This window comes from Flavobacterium amylolyticum (assembly GCF_048284335.1).
GTDB lineage: Bacteria > Bacteroidota > Bacteroidia > Flavobacteriales > Flavobacteriaceae > Flavobacterium.
This window is the reverse complement of record NZ_JBLVPG010000001.1, coordinates 273672-297157: the sequence shown is the minus strand read 5'-3', so window position 1 is coordinate 297157 and position 23486 is coordinate 273672. Positions and strand designations below refer to the sequence as shown.

At 34.7% G+C, this 23486-nt stretch carries 18 protein-coding genes and 1 pseudogene; 16 read left to right on the top strand and 3 right to left on the bottom strand.

The annotated features are described in order from the left end of the window. Positions 1-20: 20 nt before the first annotated feature. Entirely contained in the window at positions 21-1307 is a 1287-nt protein-coding gene (hemL, locus tag ACNQF9_RS01320) for a glutamate-1-semialdehyde 2,1-aminomutase (protein WP_417989485.1), read from the top strand. 65 nt (positions 1308-1372) lie between these two features. Here hemL and ACNQF9_RS01315 read toward each other — a convergent pair whose 3' ends face one another. Next, positions 1373-1837: a hypothetical protein gene (locus ACNQF9_RS01315; RefSeq protein WP_417958463.1), complete on the bottom strand. Its 465-nt coding sequence runs from the start codon at positions 1835-1837 to the stop codon at positions 1373-1375. Between the two features lie 232 nt (positions 1838-2069). Between ACNQF9_RS01315 and ACNQF9_RS01310 the strand changes: the two genes are divergently transcribed. The 6 genes and pseudogenes from ACNQF9_RS01310 (at position 2070) to ACNQF9_RS01285 (ending at position 9221) form a co-directional block, all read left to right on the top strand. Further along, a complete protein-coding gene (locus tag ACNQF9_RS01310) occupies positions 2070-3884 on the top strand; it encodes a hypothetical protein (protein ID WP_417958462.1) in 1815 nt (604 codons plus the stop codon). Between the two features lie 96 nt (positions 3885-3980). After that, positions 3981-4355: a hypothetical protein gene (locus tag ACNQF9_RS01305; RefSeq protein WP_417958461.1), complete on the top strand. Its 375-nt coding sequence runs from the start codon at positions 3981-3983 to the stop codon at positions 4353-4355. 133 nt (positions 4356-4488) lie between these two features. After that, on the top strand, positions 4489-5271 hold the full coding sequence (locus ACNQF9_RS01300) for an MbnP family protein (protein WP_417958460.1): 783 nt from the start codon (positions 4489-4491) through the stop codon (positions 5269-5271). Positions 5272-5331: 60 nt separating this feature from the next. After that, positions 5332-6369, top strand: a pseudogene (locus ACNQF9_RS01295) (cytochrome-c peroxidase). 160 nt (positions 6370-6529) lie between these two features. Next, a complete protein-coding gene (locus ACNQF9_RS01290; RefSeq protein WP_417958459.1) occupies positions 6530-7489 on the top strand; it encodes a transporter family protein in 960 nt (319 codons plus the stop codon). A gap of 205 nt (positions 7490-7694) precedes the next feature. Then, positions 7695-9221 (top strand): DUF4394 domain-containing protein, encoded by a 1527-nt coding sequence (locus tag ACNQF9_RS01285; protein ID WP_417958458.1) that lies wholly within the window; start codon positions 7695-7697, stop codon positions 9219-9221. Positions 9222-9381: 160 nt separating this feature from the next. Here the strand turns inward: ACNQF9_RS01285 and lysS are convergent, their stop codons facing one another. Beyond that, a complete protein-coding gene (gene lysS / locus ACNQF9_RS01280; RefSeq protein WP_417989484.1) occupies positions 9382-11091 on the bottom strand; it encodes a lysine--tRNA ligase in 1710 nt (569 codons plus the stop codon). A gap of 206 nt (positions 11092-11297) precedes the next feature. Here lysS and ACNQF9_RS01275 point away from each other — a divergent pair, with 206 nt between their 5' ends. Then, a complete protein-coding gene (locus tag ACNQF9_RS01275; RefSeq protein ID WP_417989483.1) occupies positions 11298-12029 on the top strand; it encodes a hypothetical protein in 732 nt (243 codons plus the stop codon). Positions 12030-12136: 107 nt separating this feature from the next. Next, the gene (gene lipB, locus ACNQF9_RS01270) at positions 12137-12838 is read left to right on the top strand and encodes a lipoyl(octanoyl) transferase LipB (protein ID WP_417958455.1); all 702 of its coding nucleotides are present in this window, start codon (positions 12137-12139) and stop codon (positions 12836-12838) included. 34 nt (positions 12839-12872) lie between these two features. On the opposite strand, the gene ACNQF9_RS01265 is transcribed toward lipB, so the two are convergent. Further along, positions 12873-13532, bottom strand: a complete 660-nt coding sequence (locus tag ACNQF9_RS01265; RefSeq protein ID WP_417989482.1) for a ribonuclease HII — start codon at positions 13530-13532, stop codon at positions 12873-12875. A gap of 199 nt (positions 13533-13731) precedes the next feature. On the opposite strand from ACNQF9_RS01265, the gene ACNQF9_RS01260 reads away from it, so the two are divergent. From ACNQF9_RS01260 to ACNQF9_RS01230, 7 genes are all read left to right on the top strand, one after another. Continuing rightward, positions 13732-16818: a SusC/RagA family TonB-linked outer membrane protein gene (locus tag ACNQF9_RS01260; protein WP_417958453.1), complete on the top strand. Its 3087-nt coding sequence runs from the start codon at positions 13732-13734 to the stop codon at positions 16816-16818. Between the two features lie 16 nt (positions 16819-16834). Then, positions 16835-18463 (top strand): RagB/SusD family nutrient uptake outer membrane protein, encoded by a 1629-nt coding sequence (locus tag ACNQF9_RS01255; RefSeq protein ID WP_417958452.1) that lies wholly within the window; start codon positions 16835-16837, stop codon positions 18461-18463. Between the two features lie 388 nt (positions 18464-18851). Beyond that, complete coding sequence (locus ACNQF9_RS01250) at positions 18852-19721, top strand: ABC transporter permease (protein ID WP_417958451.1); 870 nt, start codon at positions 18852-18854, stop codon at positions 19719-19721. A gap of 124 nt (positions 19722-19845) precedes the next feature. Continuing rightward, positions 19846-21114 carry an ABC transporter ATP-binding protein gene (locus tag ACNQF9_RS01245; protein WP_417989481.1) on the top strand — a complete coding sequence of 423 codons (1269 nt, stop codon included), beginning with the start codon at positions 19846-19848 and terminating at the stop codon, positions 21112-21114. Between the two features lie 2 nt (positions 21115-21116). Beyond that, entirely contained in the window at positions 21117-22190 is a 1074-nt protein-coding gene (locus ACNQF9_RS01240) for a DegT/DnrJ/EryC1/StrS family aminotransferase (RefSeq protein ID WP_417958449.1), read from the top strand. Positions 22191-22194: 4 nt separating this feature from the next. After that, entirely contained in the window at positions 22195-22425 is a 231-nt protein-coding gene (locus ACNQF9_RS01235) for a phosphopantetheine-binding protein (RefSeq protein ID WP_417958448.1), read from the top strand. 5 nt (positions 22426-22430) lie between these two features. Continuing rightward, complete coding sequence (locus tag ACNQF9_RS01230) at positions 22431-23486, top strand: 3-oxoacyl-ACP synthase III family protein (protein WP_417958447.1); 1056 nt, start codon at positions 22431-22433, stop codon at positions 23484-23486.

Below are 23486 nucleotides of genomic sequence, written 5' to 3'. Positions count from 1 at the left end.
CGATAATTCATATATTATAAATGTTGTATAAAAGAAGCAGTCAGCTTTTTGCTGAAGCAGAAAAAGTAATCCCAGGAGGTGTAAATTCGCCAGTAAGAGCTTTTAAAGCGGTGGGTGGAACTCCAATTTTTGTCAAAAGTGCCAAAGGCGCTTATTTGTATGATGAAGATGGAAACCGTTTGATTGATTATATCAATTCTTGGGGACCAATGATTTTAGGCCATGCTTACGAACCAGTAGTGCAAGCCGTGATTGAGAAAGCTAAGTTAGGAACTTCATTTGGTATGCCTACAGAATTGGAGACGCAAATTGCCGCATTAGCCGTAGCAATGGTTCCAAATATCGATAAAATTAGATTTGTAAACTCCGGTACCGAAGCCTGTATGAGTGCTGTAAGATTGGCTCGTGGATTTACCAAAAGAGATAAAATAATAAAATTTGCCGGTTGTTATCACGGTCATTCCGATTCGTTTTTAATCCAAGCGGGAAGCGGTGCCATTACTTTTGGTTCACCAAACAGTCCAGGAGTAACAGCAGGCACAGCCAAAGATACTTTGCTTGCAAAATACAATGACTTAGAAAATGTAGCGACTTTAATTGAAGCTAATAAAAATGAAATTGCAGCCATAATCGTGGAACCAGTTGCGGGAAATATGGGTTGTATTCCGCCAAACAAAGGTTTTTTAGAGGGCTTACGCCAATTGTGTACCGATAATGGAATTCTATTGATTTTTGATGAGGTGATGACTGGTTTCAGACTTGCTAGAGGCGGTGTTCAGGAGTTATTTGATGTAAAGGCTGATATTGTTTGTTTTGGGAAAGTAATCGGTGGAGGATTGCCCGTTGGAGCTTTTGCAGCTCGTGCAGAAATTATGAATTATCTGGCTCCGTTAGGCCCGGTTTACCAAGCGGGAACTTTATCAGGAAATCCATTGGCAATGGCAGCTGGATTAGCAATGTTGCAAGCATTAGATGCTGATCGTGGTATTTTTAAAAGATTAGAAGAGAAAACAGCGTATTTGGCTGCAGGAATTGATAAAGTGCTCAAAGCAAATAATGTGACGTTTACAATAAATACTATTGGATCTATGATTTCGATTCATTTTGATGCGACTCCGGTTGTAGACTTTCAAACCGCTGCAAACGGTGATAACGAAACGTTCAAAAAATTCTTTCACGGATTGTTGCAAGAGGGAATTTATATTGCGCCATCCGCTTATGAAACGTGGTTTATTACTGATGCATTAACCTATGAGGATCTTGATTTTACCATTCGAGCGGTAGATAGTGTATCCAAAAATTTTTAATAAAATTAAAGCCCCTAATTTGGGGCTTTTTTATGAAATAAGATGAAATAGTTTAAGGGAACAGATTATTTTTTATCACCCATTTTTGCTAGTTTTCCGTCTTTATTGTGCATCATTCTCTTTTTCATTCCGTGATGTCTTTTATCTTTCAGGTCATCCCATTTTTTATATTGGTCTGCTGAAAGAACCTTTTTCATTCGTTCTTTCATCGCAATTTGTTCGTCTAACATTTGGCTTTTTTTAGCATAAAGTTCGTCAGTAGTAAGTTGTTTTTTAGCGGAATCTTTAGTTGCTTTTTTCTCTGTGATTTTAGCCTCTCTTTTGGTGCTTTGTTCAGCGATAATTTTACTTATTTCTTTTTGTTGAGAAGCATTCAAATCTAATTCTAAAGTCATCTTTTTCAAGTGCAACTGATTTTTTTGCTCTAGAGTCATTTGCTCCATTTTGGCTCTCTCTGGTCTTGCTTTTCTTTCCTGTGCAAAGCTTGTCATTCCGACAACTAATAATGCAACGATAAATAATTTTTTCATTTGTCTTGTTTTAAGTTTTATAGGTATAAGACAAGGATAGGTTTTAAAAGTTTAATCGTTAACAAAAGTTTATCGTTTTATTTTTAGGATTAAATAGGAAAATAAAATTGTTTTTTTGTAGAAAAAGGTATTAAAGAAGTCCTGTTTATAGATTTTAGAGCATGATAATTATCAGTTTTTTTACGGTTTTGTTTCTCGACTTTTGTGGTTTATTTATTTAAATTATTATAGCATGACAAAAAATAATCCACTTCATACTTTTCATATTCCGGTTATGGGACTTGCTTATACAATTGATAGTCCGATACGAGTGGCTCAGTATGGAATATCGTCTGTAATTTCTATTATGGATGATGATCTTATCGAAAAAATGAATGCTTTTTACAGCAAGAAATTTAACCTTCCTTATTTGGAAATTACCCTAAAAATGCATGATTATCGCGCAAAACGCATTACTTCTTATTTGAATTTGGTAGATAAAATCGTCAAGGAAAAATTTGAAAAATTCAAAGTGGAGTTATCCGAAAGTAAATCAGCCTTGGAGAATTTCATCACCATGCTACCCAACAAATCCGAGATTAAAACAGGTTTACAAAATTTGATGGGCGATGGTTTTGCTTTCAAAGAAAATATCAAAAATTATCTGGAGAAAAATCTTTATCCTGGCAATATAGATGTTAATATTATGACTAAACTCGATAAGGATAATTTCATCAAAGAGGAACAATTGCCAATTATTTTTAATGATGCACATGCAGCCCTTCGTGGATTTGTCAATAGTACATTAGAATCATCTGTTGTTTTATCGGCGGGGATGAATCCAAGATTATACAGTTATTTCGAAAGTTTTACAGATTTTTTCCCTGATTCAAGCAACATGCTAAAAAAGAAAATCACGTTGAAAGTAAGTGATTTCCGTTCAGCGATGATTCAAGGAAATTTTTTAGCTAAAAAAGGACTTTGGGTCTCTGAATATCGAATCGAATCCGGATTGAATTGCGGCGGACACGCTTTTGCTACTGAAGGCTATTTGTTAGGACCAATTCTAGAAGAATTCAAAGAGAAAAAAGACCAATTAATTCAATCTGCCCATGGCTTGATGGTAAAAGCGTTAGAACAAAAAGAAAGGCATGTTCCGGAACAACCTTTAGATTTAAAAATCGCTGTTCAAGGTGGTGTAGGGACTGCTGAAGAGCATGATTTTCTATTGGGAACTTATAAAGTTGATTCCGTGGGTTGGGGTTCACCGTTTTTATTGGTTCCCGAGGCCACTTCGGTAGATAAACATACCAGAGCATTATTGGCTGGAGCCAAAGAAGATGATTTGTATTTAAGTCATATTTCACCGTTGGGAATTCCTTTCAATACGTTGCGAGGAACCACGAATGAAAAATTAAAATTTAAACGAATTGTGGAAAGCAAAGCAGGCAGTTCATGTCCAAAACGATTTTTGGCGTTAAGTAAAGAATACGATATGAAAGGAATTTGTACCTCTTCCAAGAAATACCAAGACTTGAAACTGGAAGAATTATTACAACAAAAAGATATTTTAACTGCAGGGGTTTTCGAAAAAAAGAAAAACAGCATTACGGAGAAAGCCTGTCTTTGTGTGGGTTTAGCCAATGCCTCGTATCTTGAAAATGACATTAAAATAAGAGGGCAGGCTCAAGGTGTAATCATTTGTCCAGGACCCAATATGGCTTATTTTGACCAAGAAGTTTCACTGTCTAGAATGGTACAGCATATTTATGGAAATGCTTCTGTACTGACGGTGACCAATCGACCAAATTTATTTGTGAAAGAGTTAAAGATGTATTTGGATTATCTGAAAAACGAAATTACCGCCGTTACTGAAGAAATAACTTTAGGACAAATTAAAAAATGGAATTCATTTAAAAATAATTTACTACAAGGAATTGCTTATTATGAAGTTTTATTTTCAGCAACTCCTTTTTTCGAAAGTACTAAAAAAGATATTTTTAGTCAATTTAATTCCTATAAATTAGAATTGTCTGAGATTAAAATACCCGAATTAAAATTAGCATAAAGTCTCCAGATATTTGTTTTTAAATAGAATAATTTTCACCAGATTATTCTATTTAAAAACATTTTTTTATACGCTATGATGTTGTAAATTTGCGCCGTGAAAAAAATCATATTCATAATTGTATTAATGATGCTCTTAAAGCCCATTCTGCCGGTTTTAGAGTATGTCGTGAATTATGAATACATTTCAAAAGTGCTTTGTATCAATAGGGACAAACCTAAAATGCAATGTAACGGGAAATGTCATTTGATGAAAGAATTGGCCAAAGTTTCTAATGCTGAAAAGCCTCTTTCTTCGGATAAAAAAGGAACTTCTCCAATACTTGACGTACTCATTTTTGAGGAAATTAAATCTTTTGTAATTGTACCCGTTTGTTTTGGTACCAAAGAAAAAATAAACCCATGCTATTCTAATTTATACTTTCACTTGAATAGTGCTTCAATTTTTCGCCCACCCACTTTCATTTCTTAAATTTTTAGGCACGTAGTGTGCTTTTTTCTTCCGTTTTATACAACGGATGAAATTCTGTTTGCTGTTTTTTGGAAATAAATAGTCCAAAAATGGTATGTAAATCAATACCTATATTTAAAATAAAACCTAAGAAATGAAATTTCAATTAAAAAATATACTGGTTGTAGTAGTTATTGCTGCAATATTGTTTTCTTGTTCAAATGCCGATGATTCTGAAATGAGTACCGGAAACGGAAACCTCATCTTTAAATTTGACAATATTTACAAATCTGCTAATTTTGCTATGAATACAAATTATACAAACGCTAATGGTGAAGTCATTGCAGCATCAAAAGCGATGTATATTGTAAGTAATATTGTCTTGACAAAAGCGGATGGAACGACGTTTGTCTACCCAAAAAGTCAGAGTTATTTTATTATAGATGAACTGACTCCTGCAACTTTGGCGTTGACTCTTTCTAATATTCCTGCTGGAAATTACACTAAAGTAAAATACGGAATTGGAGTTGATAAAACACAGTGGGAAGCAGGAGCAACCGGTCAAGGCGATTTCTTGGCAGCAGCCCAAAGTGCTGGAATGATGTGGTCTTGGAGTGCTGGTTATAAATTCGTGGCTTTCGAAGGTTCTTTTACTTCATCTACAGTGCGAACGGCTACGCAATTTAAAGTACATACCGGACAAACCGGGACGGATTATAACTACACAGAAGTTACTTTAGATTTTCCTGAAAATGCTTTGGTGAGAACTACAATTACCCCTCAAGTTCACATTATGGCTGATTTATCTCAGCTTATTGATGGAGCCAATAAAATCAATTTTTCAGAAGCAGCAACCGTGATGGGTGGCGCTAAAGTAGCGTTAGTTACCGCTAATATTTCCTCGATGTTTACAATAGATCACGTTCATAACGACTAAATTTCAATGTGAAAGCGGTTTGAAATTAAATCTCTCTCCGCTTTTTTTTTAAAATATAAAATGAACGCAAAATATATCATATTGCTTATTTTTCCGTTGCTGTGGTCTTGTTCAACTGATTCCGAAGAGTATCTGAATATTCCTTTGGACTTTCAAGTCCCGGTTAATTTTCCGCCTTTGGCCTATAATTTAGCAAATAATCCACCTACCGAAAAAGGATTTGAACTCGGAAAAAAGCTTTTTTATGATGGTCGATTGGCTTCAGATGGGATTGTTTCCTGTGGATTTTGTCATATTCAGGAAGATGCTTTTACGCATCACGGACATATTTTGAGCCACGGTGTAGATGACGCCATAGGAACCCGAAACACGCCACCCATCCAGAACCTGGCCTATCAAACCACTTTTATGTATGATGGAGCAACGACACATTTAGACCTGCAACCCATTATTCCGTTTACGAGTCCCATTGAAATGAATGGCGATTTTTCTAAAGCCATTGCTATGATGAAAAGTGATCCAGAGTACCAAAAGCTATTCAAAGTGGCTTTTTCTGATAGTCAAATCAATTCCGAGAACATGCTCAAAGCCTTGGGGCAATTTATGGTTATGATCACGTCCTCTAATTCCCGTTTTGATAAGTATCGCCGCAATGAATCGGGCGGAACGCTCACGCAGGAGGAACAACAGGGATATGCACTTTTTAATCAAAAATGTGCTTCATGTCACGCCACAGATTTGTTTACCGATAATTCTTTTAGAAATAATGGCTTGCAAGTCAATCCTACTATCGATGATATTGGTCGTTTTCGCGTCACCGAGTTACCTCAGGACAAGTACACGTTTAAAGTGCCAAGTCTTAGAAACATAGAAAAAACAGCGCCTTACATGCATGACGGACGACTATTTACATAGGAATCTGTTTTAGAAAATTATAATTCCGGAGTAGTAAATTTAGCTACTTTAGACCCAATTTTAAATAAAAATGGATCGCTTGGAATTCCTTTGACAACAACCGAAAAATCAAAAATAATTGCTTTTCTTAAAACATTAACTGACATGCAATACCTAACGAACAAACGCTTTTCCGAATATTAATTTAAGAAGCTATTTCCTGCTGTACACTACAAGTCCTCACTAAAAAAGCCGTTTTTATAAGTCCTGAAAAGAGCTTCCCTTGGTCGCTTTTTCAGGACAAGAAAAACAAGCTTTTTGCGCTCTGGGCTTTCCGTTTCCATCAGGGCTAAAAACAACAAATATGAAAAAATACGCACTATTATTGCTACTACTTTTTCAATTGGCAAACGCCACCGAAAAAGATAGTTTAAACACTGTTTATCCATTTACAAAATACCATTTCTTTCTTGAAGAAGAGGATTTTTGTGATGCTTGCGGTTGCTCAGCCAGCGGCGGAAGCATTGGATTTGCCTCAATGATAAACTCTAATTTCGTTGGGATTCGGTATTTCAATCAACAATACAAGTCCAGGGATGGCTTGTACAGCAATTCGCCTTGGTACAAAGAAAATTTCAATACCGTTCAGGTTTGGGGCCGAATTCCGGTTAGCAAAACGGTTCAGCTTTCGGTATTACTACCGTATCATTTTCATGAAAGAGAGACCGCAACAGGCAATAAAAACATCAATGGATTTGGCGACATCACCGTTTTGGCGATGTATCGTTTGTATCAAACGCGTAAAGACAGCACCTTCTTGGTGCATACGTTGCAATTGGGAGGTGGAATAAAAGTGCCAACCGGAAAGTTCAATGAAGCGAATTCCGGAAGTATAAATCCAAGTTTTCAGGTAGGAACAGGAAGTTGGGATTATCTTTTGGCAACAGAATACGTGGTTAAAAGAAGGCAATTTGGTTTGAACTCCATGCTGAATTATACAATAAAAACAGAAAATCAAAAAAATTACCGTTTTGGGAATCAGTTGAATTATGCAGGAACTTTTTTCTATTTATACGAGAAAGATAGCTTTTCTATTGTTCCACAACTAGGTTTTGCAGGGGAAGTCTATGAAAGCAATTACCAGCACAATCAAAAATTAAGAAATACAAACGGTGATATCTTTTTTGGAAAAATTGGTTTCGAAGTCGGGAAGGAAAGACTTTCTTTTGGAGCTAATGCAATGTTGCCTATCAATCAAAACCTTACCGGTGGCAATGTAGAAGCAAATTATCGATGGAGTGTTAACTTTAATTATAGTTTGTAAAATAAAAAAGAGTTTAATGAAATTTTTTAATTAGCACTATTATGTTCTCAATAGGATCTGAATCTGTTTATTTCGTGCAAGTTGAAGCAGCTTTTTGTTCTTGTAATCAGTTCCAATTTAGATAGTTATTCAAAATTTTTTTCAAAATTTTAAAACCATAATAAAGTATACTTCGTATGTAATATTATAACTAAATAAATCAACGATGAAAAATAAACAACTTAATTTAGGATTCGCTACCATTTTTGGACTTGCACTGATATCTTTTACCGCAATTTCATGCAATGATGATGATAATAATGATGTGATGATGCCTGCTGTTATAGCACCGGATGTGAATTTTACGGCATTAGCAAGTAATAATACCATTCTTACATTCAATGCACGAAATTTAGTAACTCCAACTTCAACCACTCCAATTGTTGGTTTGGCTGCATCAGAGACTATTGTCAGTATTGATTATAGACCAGCAACTGGGCAATTGTATGCATTAGGCTCCTCTAGCCGTCTTTACTTTATCAATGAAAAAAGCGGAGTGGCAACGGCACTAGGTGCAGGATCTTTCTTGCCTGTACTTGCGGGAGGTAATGCCTCGTTAGATTTTAATCCTACAGTAGATAGAATTCGTTTGGTAACAGATTCAGGTCAAAATTTAAGATTACATCCAGAATTAGGAACCGTTGTGGTAACTGATGGTCTTATTAATGGTGGTGCAAATGCTAAAATTGGTGCTATAGCATATACCAATAGTGTGGCGGGAGCTTCAGCAACTATGCTGTACGATATTGATTTTGAACAAGATAAATTATATATGCAAACGCCGCCTAACGACGGAACACTTCAACTTGTTGGTGACTTAGGAGTTAACTTTCAAGGTGTAGGGGACATGGATATTTTAGCGGATAATTCTACTGCTCTTGCTGTAACAAACAATGCTAATGCATCCACATTGTATACAATTGATTTAGCTACAGGAAAAGCCGTTGATGTTGGTAAATTCACTGCTCCAGTAATAAGTTTAGCATTTAAGACTAATCCAATTGCTTATGCAACAACTACTGGAAATATGTTGGTTCGTTTTAATCCTACAAGTGGGAATAATAATTCTGTAGGATTAACTGGTTTAGCTGCAAGCGAAAGTGTTGTAGGTTTAGATTTTAGACCAGCAAATGGAGCATTGTATGCGATCTCAAATCAAAGCAGATTGTTTTCTGTGAATACTGCAAGTGGAGCATTAACAGTGGTTGGATCTACATTGATACCTGGATTGTCAGGTACTGCTTTTGGTTTTGATTTTAATCCAACGGTAGACCGAATAAGATTAGTAAGTAATACAGGTCAAAACCTACGTTTACACCCAGATTTGGGAACAGTAGTCGCAGTTGACGGTAATTTAAATCCTGGAACACCATTTATAACGGGTGCTGCTTATACAAATAATGTTGCTGGAGCAACTACAACAGCTTTGTTTGTAATTGACTCACAAACGGATATGCTATTGCGTCAAGACCCACCAAATAATGGGACATTAGTTTCTATTGGAAGTTTAGGGGTAAATGTTGATGCAGATAGCGGATTTGATATTGGTGGAAATAGTGCTACGGCTTTTGCTTTATTGAAAGTAAACAATGTTACTTCTGTATACAGTATTAACATGGCAACGGGTGCTGCAACTAAGGTTTCTGATATAAATATTCAAGCTACAGCAATGGCTGTTGGATTAGGATTTTAATCTTAAGTTTTATTTGAATTAGTAAGCCGGCTCTTTTGTAGCCGGCTTTTTTATGTGATTACATCGTATTTAGTATCGTTTGTAATTTTTTAGTTTATTCTATAAAAAAAGGAACTCCATAACGAAGTTCCTTTTTTTATAAATATATTTTTGAATAAGCTTACTCTTTCAATCGGCACGCTTTACTGTCACCATTCACAACAACTTCAGTCAAGCCTAAAGAAGATAAATTCTTCATGGCTTTGTCCCATTTTTTACCGCTCAATTCCGATTTGATTTTCAAAAGACCAAAATCCATTTGGTTTTCATTTCCTTGTAATAAGGAGACAATGAATTTCTCATCGTCTTCTAATTCAATTTTAACTTGTTTTTTTTCTGGTCGCATTTGAGGGAACAATAATACTTCTTGAATAGAAGCATTGTTAGTTAAAAACATCATCAGACGGTCCATTCCAATTCCTAATCCAGATGTTGGTGGCATACCGTATTCTAATGCTCTCAGGAAATCTTCATCGATAATTCCCGTGGCTTCATCATCTCCTTTTTCAGACAATCTCATTTGCTCTTCAAAGCGCTCTCTTTGATCAATTGGGTCATTCAATTCTGAATATGCATTGGCCACTTCTTTACCGCATACCATTAATTCAAAACGTTCTGTCAGCTCTGGGTTATCACGGTGTTGTTTGCACAGTGGTGACATTTCTTTAGGATAATCCGTGATAAATGTAGGTTGAATGTAGTTTCCTTCGCATTTAGCACCAAAGATTTCGTCAATCAATTTTCCTTTGCCCATCGTGGTATCTACATCAATTCCCATCCCTCTTGCAGCGTCAAATAACTCTGTTTCATTTTTCCTCGAAATATCAAAACCGGTAAAATGCTTGATCGAATCCGTCATTGTAACTCTTGCGTAGGGCGCTTTAAAGTTCACAGTGTGCTCTCCAAAGGTCGCTTCACTAGTTCCGTTTACTGCAATGGCGCAATGTTCCAATAAGTTTTCGGTAAATTTCATCATCCAATTGTAGTCTTTGTAGGCTACATATATTTCCATGGCAGTAAATTCAGGATTGTGCGTACGGTCCATTCCTTCGTTACGGAAGTTTTTCGAAAACTCATAAACTCCTTCAAAACCACCAACAATCAATCTTTTTAAGTACAACTCATTCGCAATACGCATGTACAATGGCATGTCAAGCGAGTTGTGATGTGTGATAAAAGGACGCGCTGCAGCACCACCGGGAATTGGTTGTAAAACAGGCGTTTCAACTTCAAGATAACCTTTGTCATTAAAGAAACTACGCATCGCATTGAACAGTTTTGTTCTTTTGATAAACGTTTCTTTTACGTGATCGTTCACGGTCAAATCCACGTACCGACGACGGTATCTTTGTTCTGGATCAGCAAAAGTATCGTGTGTTTTACCATCGGCATCCGTTTTTACTACCGGAAGCGGTTTCAAGGCTTTTGCCAAAACCGTCAATCCATAAACATGAACTGAGATTTCCCCAACTTGTGTTTTGAAAACCGTTCCGCGAACTCCAATAAAATCGCCAATATCCAATAGTTTTTTGAAAACTACGTTGTACATTATTTTCTCCTCATCAGTCGAAATATCATCTCTGGAAACATAAATTTGAATACGTCCCTCAGCATCTTTTAATTCCGCAAATGACGCCTTCCCCATGATGCGCTTCCCCATCAAACGTCCTGCTAAAACAACTTCTTTTCCTTCGTACTTCTCGAAATCGGTTAGGATTTCGCTAGAATATGCGGTTGTGATAAATTCGGCTGCTGGATAAGGCTCAATGCCTAAATTGCGTAATTCGGTAAGTGCTTCTCTACGTAATATTTCTTGTTCGGATAATGCCATTTTATGCTGTTTTTAAGAGCGCAAAGATACTGTATAAGTAGCAAAGTAGCAAAGTGCTAACCGTTTTTTGGGGCTATTTCCAGCTTTCCGTTATAATCTTTTTATTTTTAAACACAAAATAAAAAGGATTTCCACTGTTATCTGGGCTAAGGATTGTAGTTATTAATTTACATTTGGTAAAAAATAACGATTCAAAATCATAAAAATTGAAAAATAAAATTTACGCTTTGTTGCTTTTAGGACTACTCGCTACAAGTTGTCAAATCACCGAAACCATCCATTTAAATCAAGACGGAACGGGAAAAATAGAAATCGAATCGCTTCGAGACGAACACAGTTACATGCAATTAGCGGGTGAAAATTATTCAAAAGAAGAAAAATTCGAAGATACAACATACGTTTTCAAGGATTTTATAACGAAATATTCGGAAACATTTTCAAAACTTCCAGCATCCGAAAAGGCTATTTTTCAAAAATATGCAACCGTTAACGTTCACATCAAGAAAAGTTCTTACGAGAAAGAATTCCGAACAACAATCAGTCAAAATTTTAATACAATACAGGAAGTGGCGGATTTATACAAAACCGAAGAATATGCGGATGATATAGAAAATAATTACGCACTGGTTGCCGAAGAGCATTATTATAGTGTGAGTTATGTTTTTGATGGAAATGTTTTTAAAAGGATAGTAAAAATCACTGATGCATCTGAGCTAAAAAAACAGCAGGATAAGATTGAAGGATACAAAACGCAAGGTTCTAAATTTAAAATCACGCAGCCTTATGTTTTAAAGTATCATTTTTCCAGAAAAATAAAGACGATATCCAATTCGAATGCAAAAATCAGTGAAGATAGAAAATCATTGGAATTACAATTTCTAATAGCAGATTGTTTGGTAAACCCTGAGAGTATTAATCTCGAAGTTGTTTTAGAGTAACTTAACTGGAAGTTTTTCTTCTCAGTAACTTCTCTTAAAAACTTTGTACCTTTGCGATTCAAAAATAAGGGGACGAAATAGGATTGCCTCGTTCCTAGCAATTACATATGAATAAAACCATCCAACTTCAAGATTTAGGAACTAAAGATTATAAGGAAACTTGGGAATACCAAGAAGAATTGTTTAAAGGAATTGTTGATTTGAAAATTCGAAATCGCAGAGAAGATCTTGACTTAGAAACTCCAAATTACTTTCTTTTCGTGGAACATCCACACGTGTATACTTTGGGTAAAAGCGGCGATTTAAGTAACCTGCTTTTATCCGAAAAACAACTCGAAGCAAAAGGAGCCACTTTCTATAAAATCAATCGGGGTGGCGATATTACGTATCACGGACCGGGACAAATTGTGGGTTATCCAATTATTGACCTTGAAAATTTCTTTACTGATATTCATAAATACTTGCGTTTTCTGGAAGAAGCCATTATTCTAACGCTGCAAGAATATGGAATTGCTTGTGGTAGAAGTGAAGGTGAAACCGGAGTTTGGTTGGGTACGGGAACTCCATTTGCAAGAAAAATTTGTGCTATGGGCGTGCGTGCTTCCCGTTGGGTAACGATGCATGGATTTGCTTTAAACGTAAATTCGGATTTAGGTTATTTCGATAATATTATTCCGTGTGGTATTCGCGGTAAAGCGGTGACTTCATTAAATGTAGAACTTGGAGTAGAAAAAGTCAATGAAGAAGAAGTGAAAGAAAAAATCCTAAAACATTTTTCCCATTTGTTTGAATGCTCGATTATTAGATAATTGAGATTGTTGGGTTTTAAAGAGGTCTAAGAATCTAAATATCCAATTTTAACTGTTCCGGTAATAAACGAAACGTCATGCGGTGGTATTTTGTAACTCCATAAATCCGAATAGCTTCCCTATGTTCTTTAGTAGGATAGCCTTTATTCTGTTTCCAATTGTACATTGGAAATTCTTCATGAATGCGATTCATATATTCATCCCGATACGTTTTTGCTAATATTGAAGCGGCTGCAATACTCATGAATTTAGCATCTCCTTTTATAATACTGGTATTTGGAATCGAATTTAGAATTTCAATTTCAGCGTCGGTAAAAATCGTTCCGCTTTGATTTTTGATTCCTCCTTTAGGGATCAAAGGGCTGTTTCCGTCTATAATAATAGATTCAGGTCTTGGATCTAATTTTAAAATACTTTCCTGCATCGCTTTTATAGAGGCATTCAGAATATTTATTTCATCAATAATCAATGGCTCAAGATGGGTTACAGCAAATGATATGGCTTGTTGCTCAATAATAGGTCTTAATTTTTCTCTAACTTTTTCAGATAGTTTTTTACTATCATTTAATAATTCGTTTTGAAAATTTACAGGTAGTATTACAGCTGCCGCAGTAACGGGTCCAGCCAGACATCCGCGTCCTGCTTCATCTGTTCCTGTTTCTAAATTTGGTGTTAAAAAAAAAAGGCTTAACATTAAATTAATTTTGACAAAAATATAAATTTTTTAGATAACTCATATCATATAATAGTGATATTGTACTAAAATCAGACTTATAGGTGCTTATTTTTATAAATCATTATTAAAAATAGTAATCATTATGTTGTGTATAAGTTTGGAATTTTAAGAAATTATTATGATTTTTGTCCAATATAACCAACTCAAAAAATTTAATATGAGATCAAAATTTAAATGGATTTTTTCGTTGCTATTGGCTTTGTCAATGCAGTTTGTGTTTGCACAAGAAAAAACCGTAACAGGAGTAGTTTCGGATGCAACAGGACCTATTCCGGGTGCAAATGTTGTTGTTAGAGGTACAAATAGAAGTGCACAAACTGATTTTGATGGAAAATATTCCATTAAAGCCAATGCAGGTGAAGTTTTAGTGTTTTCTTTTGTAGGTATGAAAGAAACTACAGCAAGTGTTGGAGCTTCGTCTACACTTAGTGTTAGAATGGAGCAACAAGATAATACATTAGAGGAAGTCGTAGTTGTAGGTTATGGAACTCAAAAGAAAAAAAATCTTACTGGTTCTATTTCACAAATTAAAGGAGATGCTATAGCAAGTTTAGCAACTCCTAGTTTCGAATCTCAATTGGCTGGTAGAGCTGCGGGTGTCCAAGTTACCTCTAATTCAGGTGTTTTGGGACAAGCTCCAAGAATAAGAATTAGAGGAATTGGTTCAATTTCTTCAGGAAGTTATCCTTTAGTTGTCGTTGATGGTGTGCCAATTTTTACAGGAGATGTTGGTGGGTATGCTAATACTAATGCTTTAGGAGATATAAATCCAGCGGATATTGAATCGACAGAAATTTTAAAAGATGGTTCTGCAACGGCTATTTATGGTTCTAGAGCCTCTAATGGTGTAATTTTAATTACAACTAAAAAAGGAAAAGGTGGTAAATTTAGAGTGAATTATAATACATACACTGGTGTAGCTTCGCCAATCGATTTCTTAGATTTGTTAGGGACTAAAGATTTTGTTACAATTCAGAATGAAAAAAGATCAAATAGAGCAGCTTCACCATGGGCAGCTGGAACGACTTTTAATACGGATTGGCAAAAAGCGGTACTTCGTTCTAACGCTTTTCAAACAGACCATAACTTATCATTATCAGGCTCAACTGACAAGACAAATTATTATTTTTCTATTGGATACAATGAGCAAGAAGGTATCGCAAAAGCAAATAACCAAACTAGATATAATGTAAGAGCTAACGTAGATCAAAAAGTTAAAAGTTGGTTGAACATCGGTGTGAATATGGCTTTATCTAGAACGCAAAATAATGGTTTAAACACAGGAGCTAACTCATTGTCAGGTTTGATGTTTAATGCAATGCGTCAATTGCCGAATACAGCTATATATGATGCCACTACTCCAACGGGTTACAATATCGCAGGTGCAAGTGTAGGTCAGGGAGAAAACTTATCAGTTATTGGTAACAATTTACCGAACATTGTTTATGTATTAGACAATAATATTTACAGATCAAAAGTGGATCGATCTTTAGTGAGTCTGTTTGCTGATTTTAAAATCTTACCTAGTTTAAATTTTAAAACTCAAGGAAGTGTAGATGCTATTGGAACTGAAGGTTTTCAGTATTTAAACCCAATTAATGGAGATGGTGCTGGAGTTGCAGGATCAGTTAGAAATAACTTTACAAACTTGACACGTTGGAATGTTCAAAATATTTTGTCTTATAACAAAACTTTTGGGGATGCTCATACTATTGGAGCTACTGCAATCTATGAAGCACAAAAACAAAAAGTAAATTCTTTCTTCGGTGGGGGTAATGGTTTGTCTGATACTTTTTTTAATCAAGGATTAATTTCCGGTTCCTATGCTACTCAGGTTTCTGGAGGATCAATATCTGAAAACGGAATCATTTCTTATGCAGGTAGATTAACTTATAATTACAAAGAAAAATATTTCCTTCAAGGTTCAATTCGTAAAGATGGGCTTTCATCTTTGCCTTCTGCTAACAAATGGGGAGCTTTTCCAGGAGTTTCTGCTGGTTGGAGCGTGAACAAAGAATCTTTCATGACGCCTTTGGAAAATGTTGTTTCTGAATTTAAATTAAGAGCTTCATATGCTGAAGTAGGAAATACCGATATTGGAAACTACCCGTATTTAGGTTTGTACAACAATGCAAAATATGCCGAGAATAATGCAATAGCATATTCACAAGCCAGTAATTTTGATTTGAGATGGGAGACTTCAGAAAAAATTGATTATGGTGTTGATTTAGCTTTTTTAAATAATCGTTTAAAATTCACCTATGATTATTTTATCAATAACCAAGATGGGTTAATTTTAGCAGTTCCTCAGCCTTTGTCTTTGGGTGTTCCAAACAATTCAATCTCTAAGAATATTGGAGCTTTAAGAAACTCAGGGCATGAAATATCAGTTGAAGCCTCGGCTTTCAAGAGTGAAAATTTTGAATGGACTGTAACGGCTAATTTATCTTTAGTAAAAAGCAAAGTGAATACTTTAGTAAATGGTCAGGACATTAATTATGTTGATGCAGATAATTTTAATACTGGAAATAATATATTAAGAGAAGGGGAGTCACCTTATTCTTTGTATGGTTTTAAGTATTGGGGAGTAAATCCAGCTAATGGTAACCCAGTTTATTATAAAGCTGATGGTTCGTTAGTTCAAGGAAATATTGATACTCAGGCATACAGAGTTTTTAATCCAAGCAATCCTTCAGATATTTCTGTGGCTTCTTCTTTGAGTACATCTGATAAAAGTATTTTAGGAAGTATACTTCCTACTTATTTTGGAGCGTTCAATTCTAATATGAGATATAAAGATTTTGATTTAGGTTTCATGTTCCGTTTTAGTGGGGGTAATAAAATTCACAATTCAACCAGACGTGATGGGTTAACTATGAATTTCAATAATAACAGTACTGAAATATTAGGAAGATGGCAAAGTGCTTCTAATCCTGGTGATGGATTAACTCCAAGATTGAGAGATGATAGAGAGACTTTTATCAATTTAAATCAAGCGTCTACTCGTTTTGTTGAAGATGGGGATTATATCAAATTGGATAACGTAACTTTAGGTTATAATTTGCCTAGAACAGTTTTAGAAAAAATTGGAGTAGATAAATTCAGACTTTTTGTGCAAGGTCAAAACTTATTAATTATTACAGACTACAAAGGTTTAGATCCAGAGATGGAAATTACAGGAATTGATTTAAATGGTACTCCAAGATCTCGAGTATTCACTATTGGTCTTAATGTAGGTTTCTAATTTAAAAATGAAAAAAATGAAAAATAAAAATAAATTTTTACCCTTATGGAGTGCTAAAATAGCAGTTCCGGTAATGATGGTTGCACTTTTGTTTGTCTCTTGCAGCGAAGAAAATACTATTGACTTAGTTCCTTTTAACAGTGTAGAAGAAAATATTGCCTTTACCACTCCTGCACTGATTGATCTTTCAGTTTCAGGGATGTATAATGGTGCGCAATTGGGTAACTTTAATGGTGCTGGAGCCAGAGGCTATGTATTTGGAGCGGCTTACATTCAGCAAGGCGATAATAGAGGTGAAGATGTTGTTAATCTTGCGGCATTCTATCAATTGACTTACACAGGAACGTACGATCCTACTACGGCAAACAATGTTTATTACTGGGCTGATGCGTATCGTTTAATCAATAGAACAAATATTGTAATTGAAGGAGTTGAAAAAGCTGTTGCAGGTGGAATAATATCTCAAGCTTTAGGGAATGATTATATTGGGCAAGCAAAATTTTTCAGAGCGATTACACATAATGAATTATTGATTTATTTTGCAAGACCTTTTCAAGATAAAAACGGAGATAATCCAGGTGTTCCTTATAGAGAACTCCCTTATAATACTGCTGCAAATATTGAGCTAGGTTTGGCTCAAGGCAGAAATACTGTAGCGGAGTGTTATACTAAAATTCTTAAAGATTTGAATGAGGCTGAGACTTTGCTTGTACCAAAAAGCGCAAGAACTGGTGTAGCAGCAATTGAAAGGATTACTAAAGAAGCTGCGATTGCTTATAAAACCAGAGTTTATTTGCACATGCGTAATTGGAACAATGTAATAACGGAAGGTTTAAAGTTGAATGGTTTATACAGTATGGAAGATAATCCTAATACTCCGTTCGCTAGTAATACTTCAAATAAAGAATCTATTTTCTCTATTGCAAACGGGGCTACAAATAATCCAGGTGCCAATGGTGCATTGGCAAATATGTATCATCCGCCAATTCCTGCAGCATCTAATGGCCGTGGATTAGTAGCCATTAGCCCAATTATTTGGAGAGATCCTAGTTGGTTGTCAGATGATAAAAGAAGAGCTGAGGGTACAATGGTTGTTACAGGTATTGGGAGTTATTACCCTAATTCTAAATTCACTAAAAAATATAAAGATGGTGTGAATAAAACAGATGCAGCTCCAATTATACGTTATGCTGAGGTGGCTTTAAATATGGCAGAAGCTTATGCAAGAACGAATGATGTAGTTAATGGTTTGACAAGATTAAATTCCGTTAGAAACAGATCTTTAGCAAATCCGTTAACTCAAGCTTATACTGCAGTTAGTTTTACTTCAAATATTCAATTGTTAGGAGCCATATTGAAAGAAAGAAGAATTGAGTTTATTATGGAAGGACGTCGTTGGGCGGATATTCATAGATTGCAAAATGATGCTAATTTTCCAATAAACGGAGTTCCAGCAAAAGCCGCTAATGGTGGATTTTCAAGTGCTTCAACGGCTTTAGCGGCTTATGCATTGGGTACGCCTTATACTGGAGCTTTAGGTGTGAATGCTATAGCATACGATAACTTTAAATTTTTGTGGCCCATACCGCAATTAGAATTGGATTCTAATCCAACCCTAAGAGCACAACAAAACCCAGGGTATTAATAATTAATTTAGATAATTTACTTTACAAAAAAAGATAATTATAAGCTGTATAATACCTGTTATTTTAGCAGTAGTAAGAAATTTTCTTACTACTGCTTTTTTTTTATATTGAATTTTCATTTTGGGAATCTCATTTAGTAGTAATCCTTTAAGACTGTAATAACATTGTGCTTTTTTTACTAATGCTTAAAAATGGTAAAAAAACCTTACTGTATATTAAAAAGATGAAGGAATTAATCTACTCCGTAAGTTTTAATGCAAAACTTAGTACAAATGATTTATATTTGCTTTTTAATGACTGTATTTAGTGCATAATAAAGAAAATATATTTCGTCTTTAGGCTGTGCTTAAAAGTATATAATTAGCAATAGGATTTTAGATTCCAGCAATGAACCAACCCGAACATACAAATGCCACTTGGCTGTTTGAAATAACGCCTAAAAATAAGTTTTTCTCACTTAATCTAAAGGAGGTTTGGCAATATAGAGATTTGCTGCTTCTTTTTGTTAAAAGGGATGTGGTAACGGTATACAAACAAACGGTTTTAGGACCACTATGGTACCTTATTCAGCCATTATTTACCTCGATCACGTTCACCATTATTTTTAATAACGTTGCAGGTATTACTACCGGCAACGTACCCCCATTTTTGTTTAATTTGGCTGGAATCACCGTTTGGAATTACTTTACTTCCTGTCTCAATGGCACATCGAATACGTTTGGCAGTAATGCTGGAATTTTTGGCAAAGTCTACTTTCCAAGGATTATTGTCCCGCTTTCTATTGTAGTCTCTAATTTATTGAAGTTTGGGATTCAGTTTTTTATATTTATTTGTTTTTACCTGTATTACTATAATCAAGGTGCATTAATTGCAATGAATGGAGCCACTTTATTCTTTCCGTTGTTGATTGTTATGATGGGTATTTTGGGATTGGGATTGGGGATGTTGATTTCCTCTTTAGTTACTAAATATCGGGATTTCAGTAATTTAGTTGGATTTGGGGTACAATTGTTGATGTATTTATCAGCGGTGATGTATCCTATGGCGTTAATTAAAGAAAAATTGCCTAATTATGGTTGGCTGGTTGAATATAATCCTTTAGCGTATGTTATAGAAACGACACGATACATGCTATTAGATGTTGGACAAATCTCTGTTTTGGGATTAGGATATACGTTTTTAGTCACTGTAATGGTGTTTTTAGTGGGAGTTTTGATATTTAACAGAACCGAGAAGAGTTTTATAGATACAGTATAGTGTTCAGTTTTTAGTAATCAGATTAGAGGCTTTAAAATCAAATTATTATTATTATTATTATTATTATAATTGTCCATTAATCGATTAACCCGTTAGACGATTAACCAAATAACCCATTTCAACTTTGAAAAAAGACATTATATTAAAAGCCGAAAACATCTCTAAGCAATACCGCTTAGGACAGGTAGGTACAGGTAGTATTGTAGACGACTTAAATCGCTGGTGGCATAAAATACTTGGGAAGGAAAATCCCTATTTGAAAATAGGTGATACCAATGACCGCAGTACAAAAGGTACAAGCGATTATGTCTGGGCACTGCAGGATATTAATTTTGAAATAGAACGTGGCGAAATTATTGGTATCATTGGTAAGAATGGAGCTGGTAAATCTACTTTACTCAAGATATTATCCCGAGTGACAGCACCCACTACCGGAAGTATTAAGTTTGGAGGTCGCGTGGCTTCTTTACTTGAAGTGGGTACCGGATTCAATGGAGAAATGACAGGTCGTGAAAATATATTTCTTAACGGTGCGATTCTTGGAATGACAAGAAAAGAAATTATTTCTAAGATTGACGAGATTATTGAGTTCTCTGGTTGTGAACGTTACATTGACACCCCTGTAAAACGCTATAGCAGTGGAATGTACGTGCGTTTGGCTTTTGCTGTTGCCGCTTTCTTAGAACCGGAAATTTTAATAGTTGATGAGGTTTTGGCTGTGGGTGATGCGGAGTTCCAGAAAAAAGCAATCGGAAAAATGCAAGATATTTCCAAACAAGGCGGTAGGACTGTGTTGTTTGTAAGTCATAATATGGCGGCAGTTAAGAGTTTGTGTACGAGAGGAATTGTGATAGAAAATGGGAAGATTGCTTTAAATGATACTATTGACAATGCGATCAGTTATTATTTATGTGATGATTTTGAAACCATGAATAAACGATTATTTGATTATGAATATAAGAATGAAGTATTTGAACTAAATGAAATTTCTTTAAAAAATAGACAAAAAACTAGCGAAGACCCATTAATTGAAAATGAAGAAATTATTTTATTTACTGATATTACTGTAAAGGATAATGAGGTGCATAGGTACCATATAACCTATCATTTGTATGATCAAATGGGAGAAGCATTGTTCTCTTTTACGAATATCCAAGATGGGGGTAAAGAATTACATACGGGTAATAATAAATTAACCTGTGTATTTCCAAAATCCTTTTTTCAATCTGGGCAATATTTTCTTTCTTTATTTTTTATTAAAGATAAAAACGAAGCTTATTTTGTTGAAAAAGATATTATTAGGTTTACAGTTATTGATGGAGCTAGGGAATTAGGCGTTTATATGGGTAGAGAGCCTGGCTATATAAGACCCACATTTATTTGGAATAATTAATCATGAAAAAAATAAATGTAACCAAAACTTTTTTGCCTCCTATAGAAGAGTATAACAAACAAGTACAACGTGCTTGGGATAATCAATGGCTAACCAATAGAGGGGAATTAGTTTTGGAACTAGAAGAAAAATTGAAGTTCTATTTAAATATTTCAAATATTATTATAACCAATAATGGGACCATTCCACTACAAATAGCGATTAAGTTATTAGGCAAAGGTGGAGAAATTATAACAACACCTTTTTCTTATGTAGCCACCACGGCAGCTATTGTTTGGGAATATTGTACTCCCGTTTTTGTTGACATACATCCTGAGTACTTAACGATAGATGAAACCAAGATTGAAGCAGCAATTACTAATAAAACTACTGCTATTTTAGCGACGCATGTTTTTGGAAATCCTTGTCATGTAGAAACAATTGAAGCTATTGCAAAAAAATACAATCTAAAAATAATTTATGATGCGGCGCATAGTTTTGGGGTAACTTACAAAAATAAATCCTTGTTTGATTATGGTGACATTAGTACCTGTAGTTTTCATGCTACGAAATTATTTCATACTGGCGAAGGTGGTGCTATATTTGCAAATGATATAGATTTACAGCATCAATTATTTTACAGTCATAATTTTGGACATAACGGACCGTTAGCTTTTTTTGGACTTGGGATTAATGGTAAAATGTCAGAATTGCAGGCGGCGATGGGGTTGGCAGTTTTGCCATATATGGAAACTATATTGAGTGAAAGAAAAAAAGTGGTCGATTATTATAATCAATATTTGGATTTCTCGAAGTTACAAGTTTTGAAAATAAGAGAAAATACATTATGGAATTATAGTTATTATCCTGTAATTTTTGAAAGTGAAGTGCGGCTTTTAGAAATACAGCATATATTAAACGAAAATCAAATTAATCCCAGACGTTATTTTTACCCATCTTTGAATACTATTGAATACTCTAAAGGGCAATCGATGCCCATATCTGAGAGTATTGCAAGTAGAATACTTTGCTTACCTTTATATGTTACAATGGGAGTGGAAGAATTACATCAAATCTGTTCAATTTTAAATGAATAATATAATGGAAATTACAAACTTTTTAGAGAATTTTATGTCTGTTCTAGATGATATAGATGATATTCTGATAACAAATAAAACAATCTTTAGAGATCTTGAGGAATGGGATTCCTTAACTGCATTATCATTAATAGCGATGGTAGATGAAGAATATTCTTTAAAATTAACAGGAGATGATATCAAAACATCTACAACTTTACAGGATATTTTTGAAAAATTAAAAAATAAAGCATAATTTTTATGGCAACTTTTTCAATAAAGAATATTGCAATAAAGGGCATTTCTTGTTGTGTTCCAAAAAATACGGAATACAATAGGGATTTGTCATTATTGTCCAAAGAAGAAATTGAAAAATTTATTGATGCAACTGGAGTGGAGGAACGACGTATTGCACCTCAAGAAATTTGTACGTCTGATTTGTGTTTCGAGGCTGCAGAAAAGTTAATTAAAGATTTAAAATGGAATAAAGAAGAAATCGAAATTTTAGTTTTTGTTACGCAAACTGCGGATTATATTTTGCCAGTTTCAGCTACAATACTTCAAAACAGATTGGGCTTGACAACTAATTGTATTGCATTTGATGTACCTTTAGGTTGTTCAGGATATGTGTACGGAATGTCTATTATTGCCAGTATGATGAAAAGTGCAGGCTTAAAAAAGGGACTTTTACTAGCTGGGGATACAATTAGCAAGTTGGTTTCTAAATTTGACAAAAGTACTTTACCTATTTTTGGTGATGCAGGTAGTGCCACTGCACTAGAGTTATCCGATGAATTAAAAGAAATTTTTTTTGATTTAGGTTCTGACGGCTCTGGATTTGATGCTATTATGATTCCAGATGGTGGAAGTAGAAATAGAGTAAATAGCAGCTCACTTAAAATCATTAAAATAGAAGCTGGGATAGAACGTGATTTTTGTAATTTAATCTTAGATGGAATGGATGTTTTTAGTTTTGGTATATCTCAAGGCCCTAAAACGGTTAATAATTTGCTTCAAACATTTAATATAAACAGAGATAATATTGATTATTTTATTTTCCATCAAGCAAATCTGATGATGAATAAGATAATTGCTAAAAAATTAAAACTTCCTGTGGAAAAAGTGCCCTACTCATTGAAAAATTTTGGTAATACTTCTTCAGCTACAATTCCATTGACAATTGTAACGGAATTAAAAGATAAAGTATTAAGTGAGTCCTCTAATATTTTAATGTGTGGATTCGGAGTTGGTCTGTCTTGGGGGACTATGTTAGTTAAAGATTGTGCATTAGAATGTTTAGAGTTAATTGAATTATAG

Coding starts and splice junctions, on each gene's coding strand:
- ACNQF9_RS01315 (WP_417958463.1), bottom strand. CDS start 1,837: ATGAAAAAATTATTTATCGTTGCATTATTAGTTGTCGGAATGACAAGC.
- ACNQF9_RS01255 (WP_417958452.1), top strand. CDS start 16,835: ATGAAAAATAAAAATAAATTTTTACCCTTATGGAGTGCTAAAATAGCA.
- ACNQF9_RS01260 (WP_417958453.1), top strand. CDS start 13,732: ATGAGATCAAAATTTAAATGGATTTTTTCGTTGCTATTGGCTTTGTCA.
- ACNQF9_RS01235 (WP_417958448.1), top strand. CDS start 22,195: ATGGAAATTACAAACTTTTTAGAGAATTTTATGTCTGTTCTAGATGAT.
- ACNQF9_RS01310 (WP_417958462.1), top strand. CDS start 2,070: ATGACAAAAAATAATCCACTTCATACTTTTCATATTCCGGTTATGGGA.
- hemL (WP_417989485.1), top strand. CDS start 21: ATGTTGTATAAAAGAAGCAGTCAGCTTTTTGCTGAAGCAGAAAAAGTA.
- ACNQF9_RS01290 (WP_417958459.1), top strand. CDS start 6,530: ATGAAAAAATACGCACTATTATTGCTACTACTTTTTCAATTGGCAAAC.
- ACNQF9_RS01285 (WP_417958458.1), top strand. CDS start 7,695: ATGAAAAATAAACAACTTAATTTAGGATTCGCTACCATTTTTGGACTT.
- lipB (WP_417958455.1), top strand. CDS start 12,137: ATGAATAAAACCATCCAACTTCAAGATTTAGGAACTAAAGATTATAAG.
- ACNQF9_RS01240 (WP_417958449.1), top strand. CDS start 21,117: ATGAAAAAAATAAATGTAACCAAAACTTTTTTGCCTCCTATAGAAGAG.
- ACNQF9_RS01230 (WP_417958447.1), top strand. CDS start 22,431: ATGGCAACTTTTTCAATAAAGAATATTGCAATAAAGGGCATTTCTTGT.
- ACNQF9_RS01300 (WP_417958460.1), top strand. CDS start 4,489: ATGAAATTTCAATTAAAAAATATACTGGTTGTAGTAGTTATTGCTGCA.
- lysS (WP_417989484.1), bottom strand. CDS start 11,091: ATGGCATTATCCGAACAAGAAATATTACGTAGAGAAGCACTTACCGAA.
- ACNQF9_RS01265 (WP_417989482.1), bottom strand. CDS start 13,532: ATGTTAAGCCTTTTTTTTTTAACACCAAATTTAGAAACAGGAACAGAT.
- ACNQF9_RS01250 (WP_417958451.1), top strand. CDS start 18,852: ATGAACCAACCCGAACATACAAATGCCACTTGGCTGTTTGAAATAACG.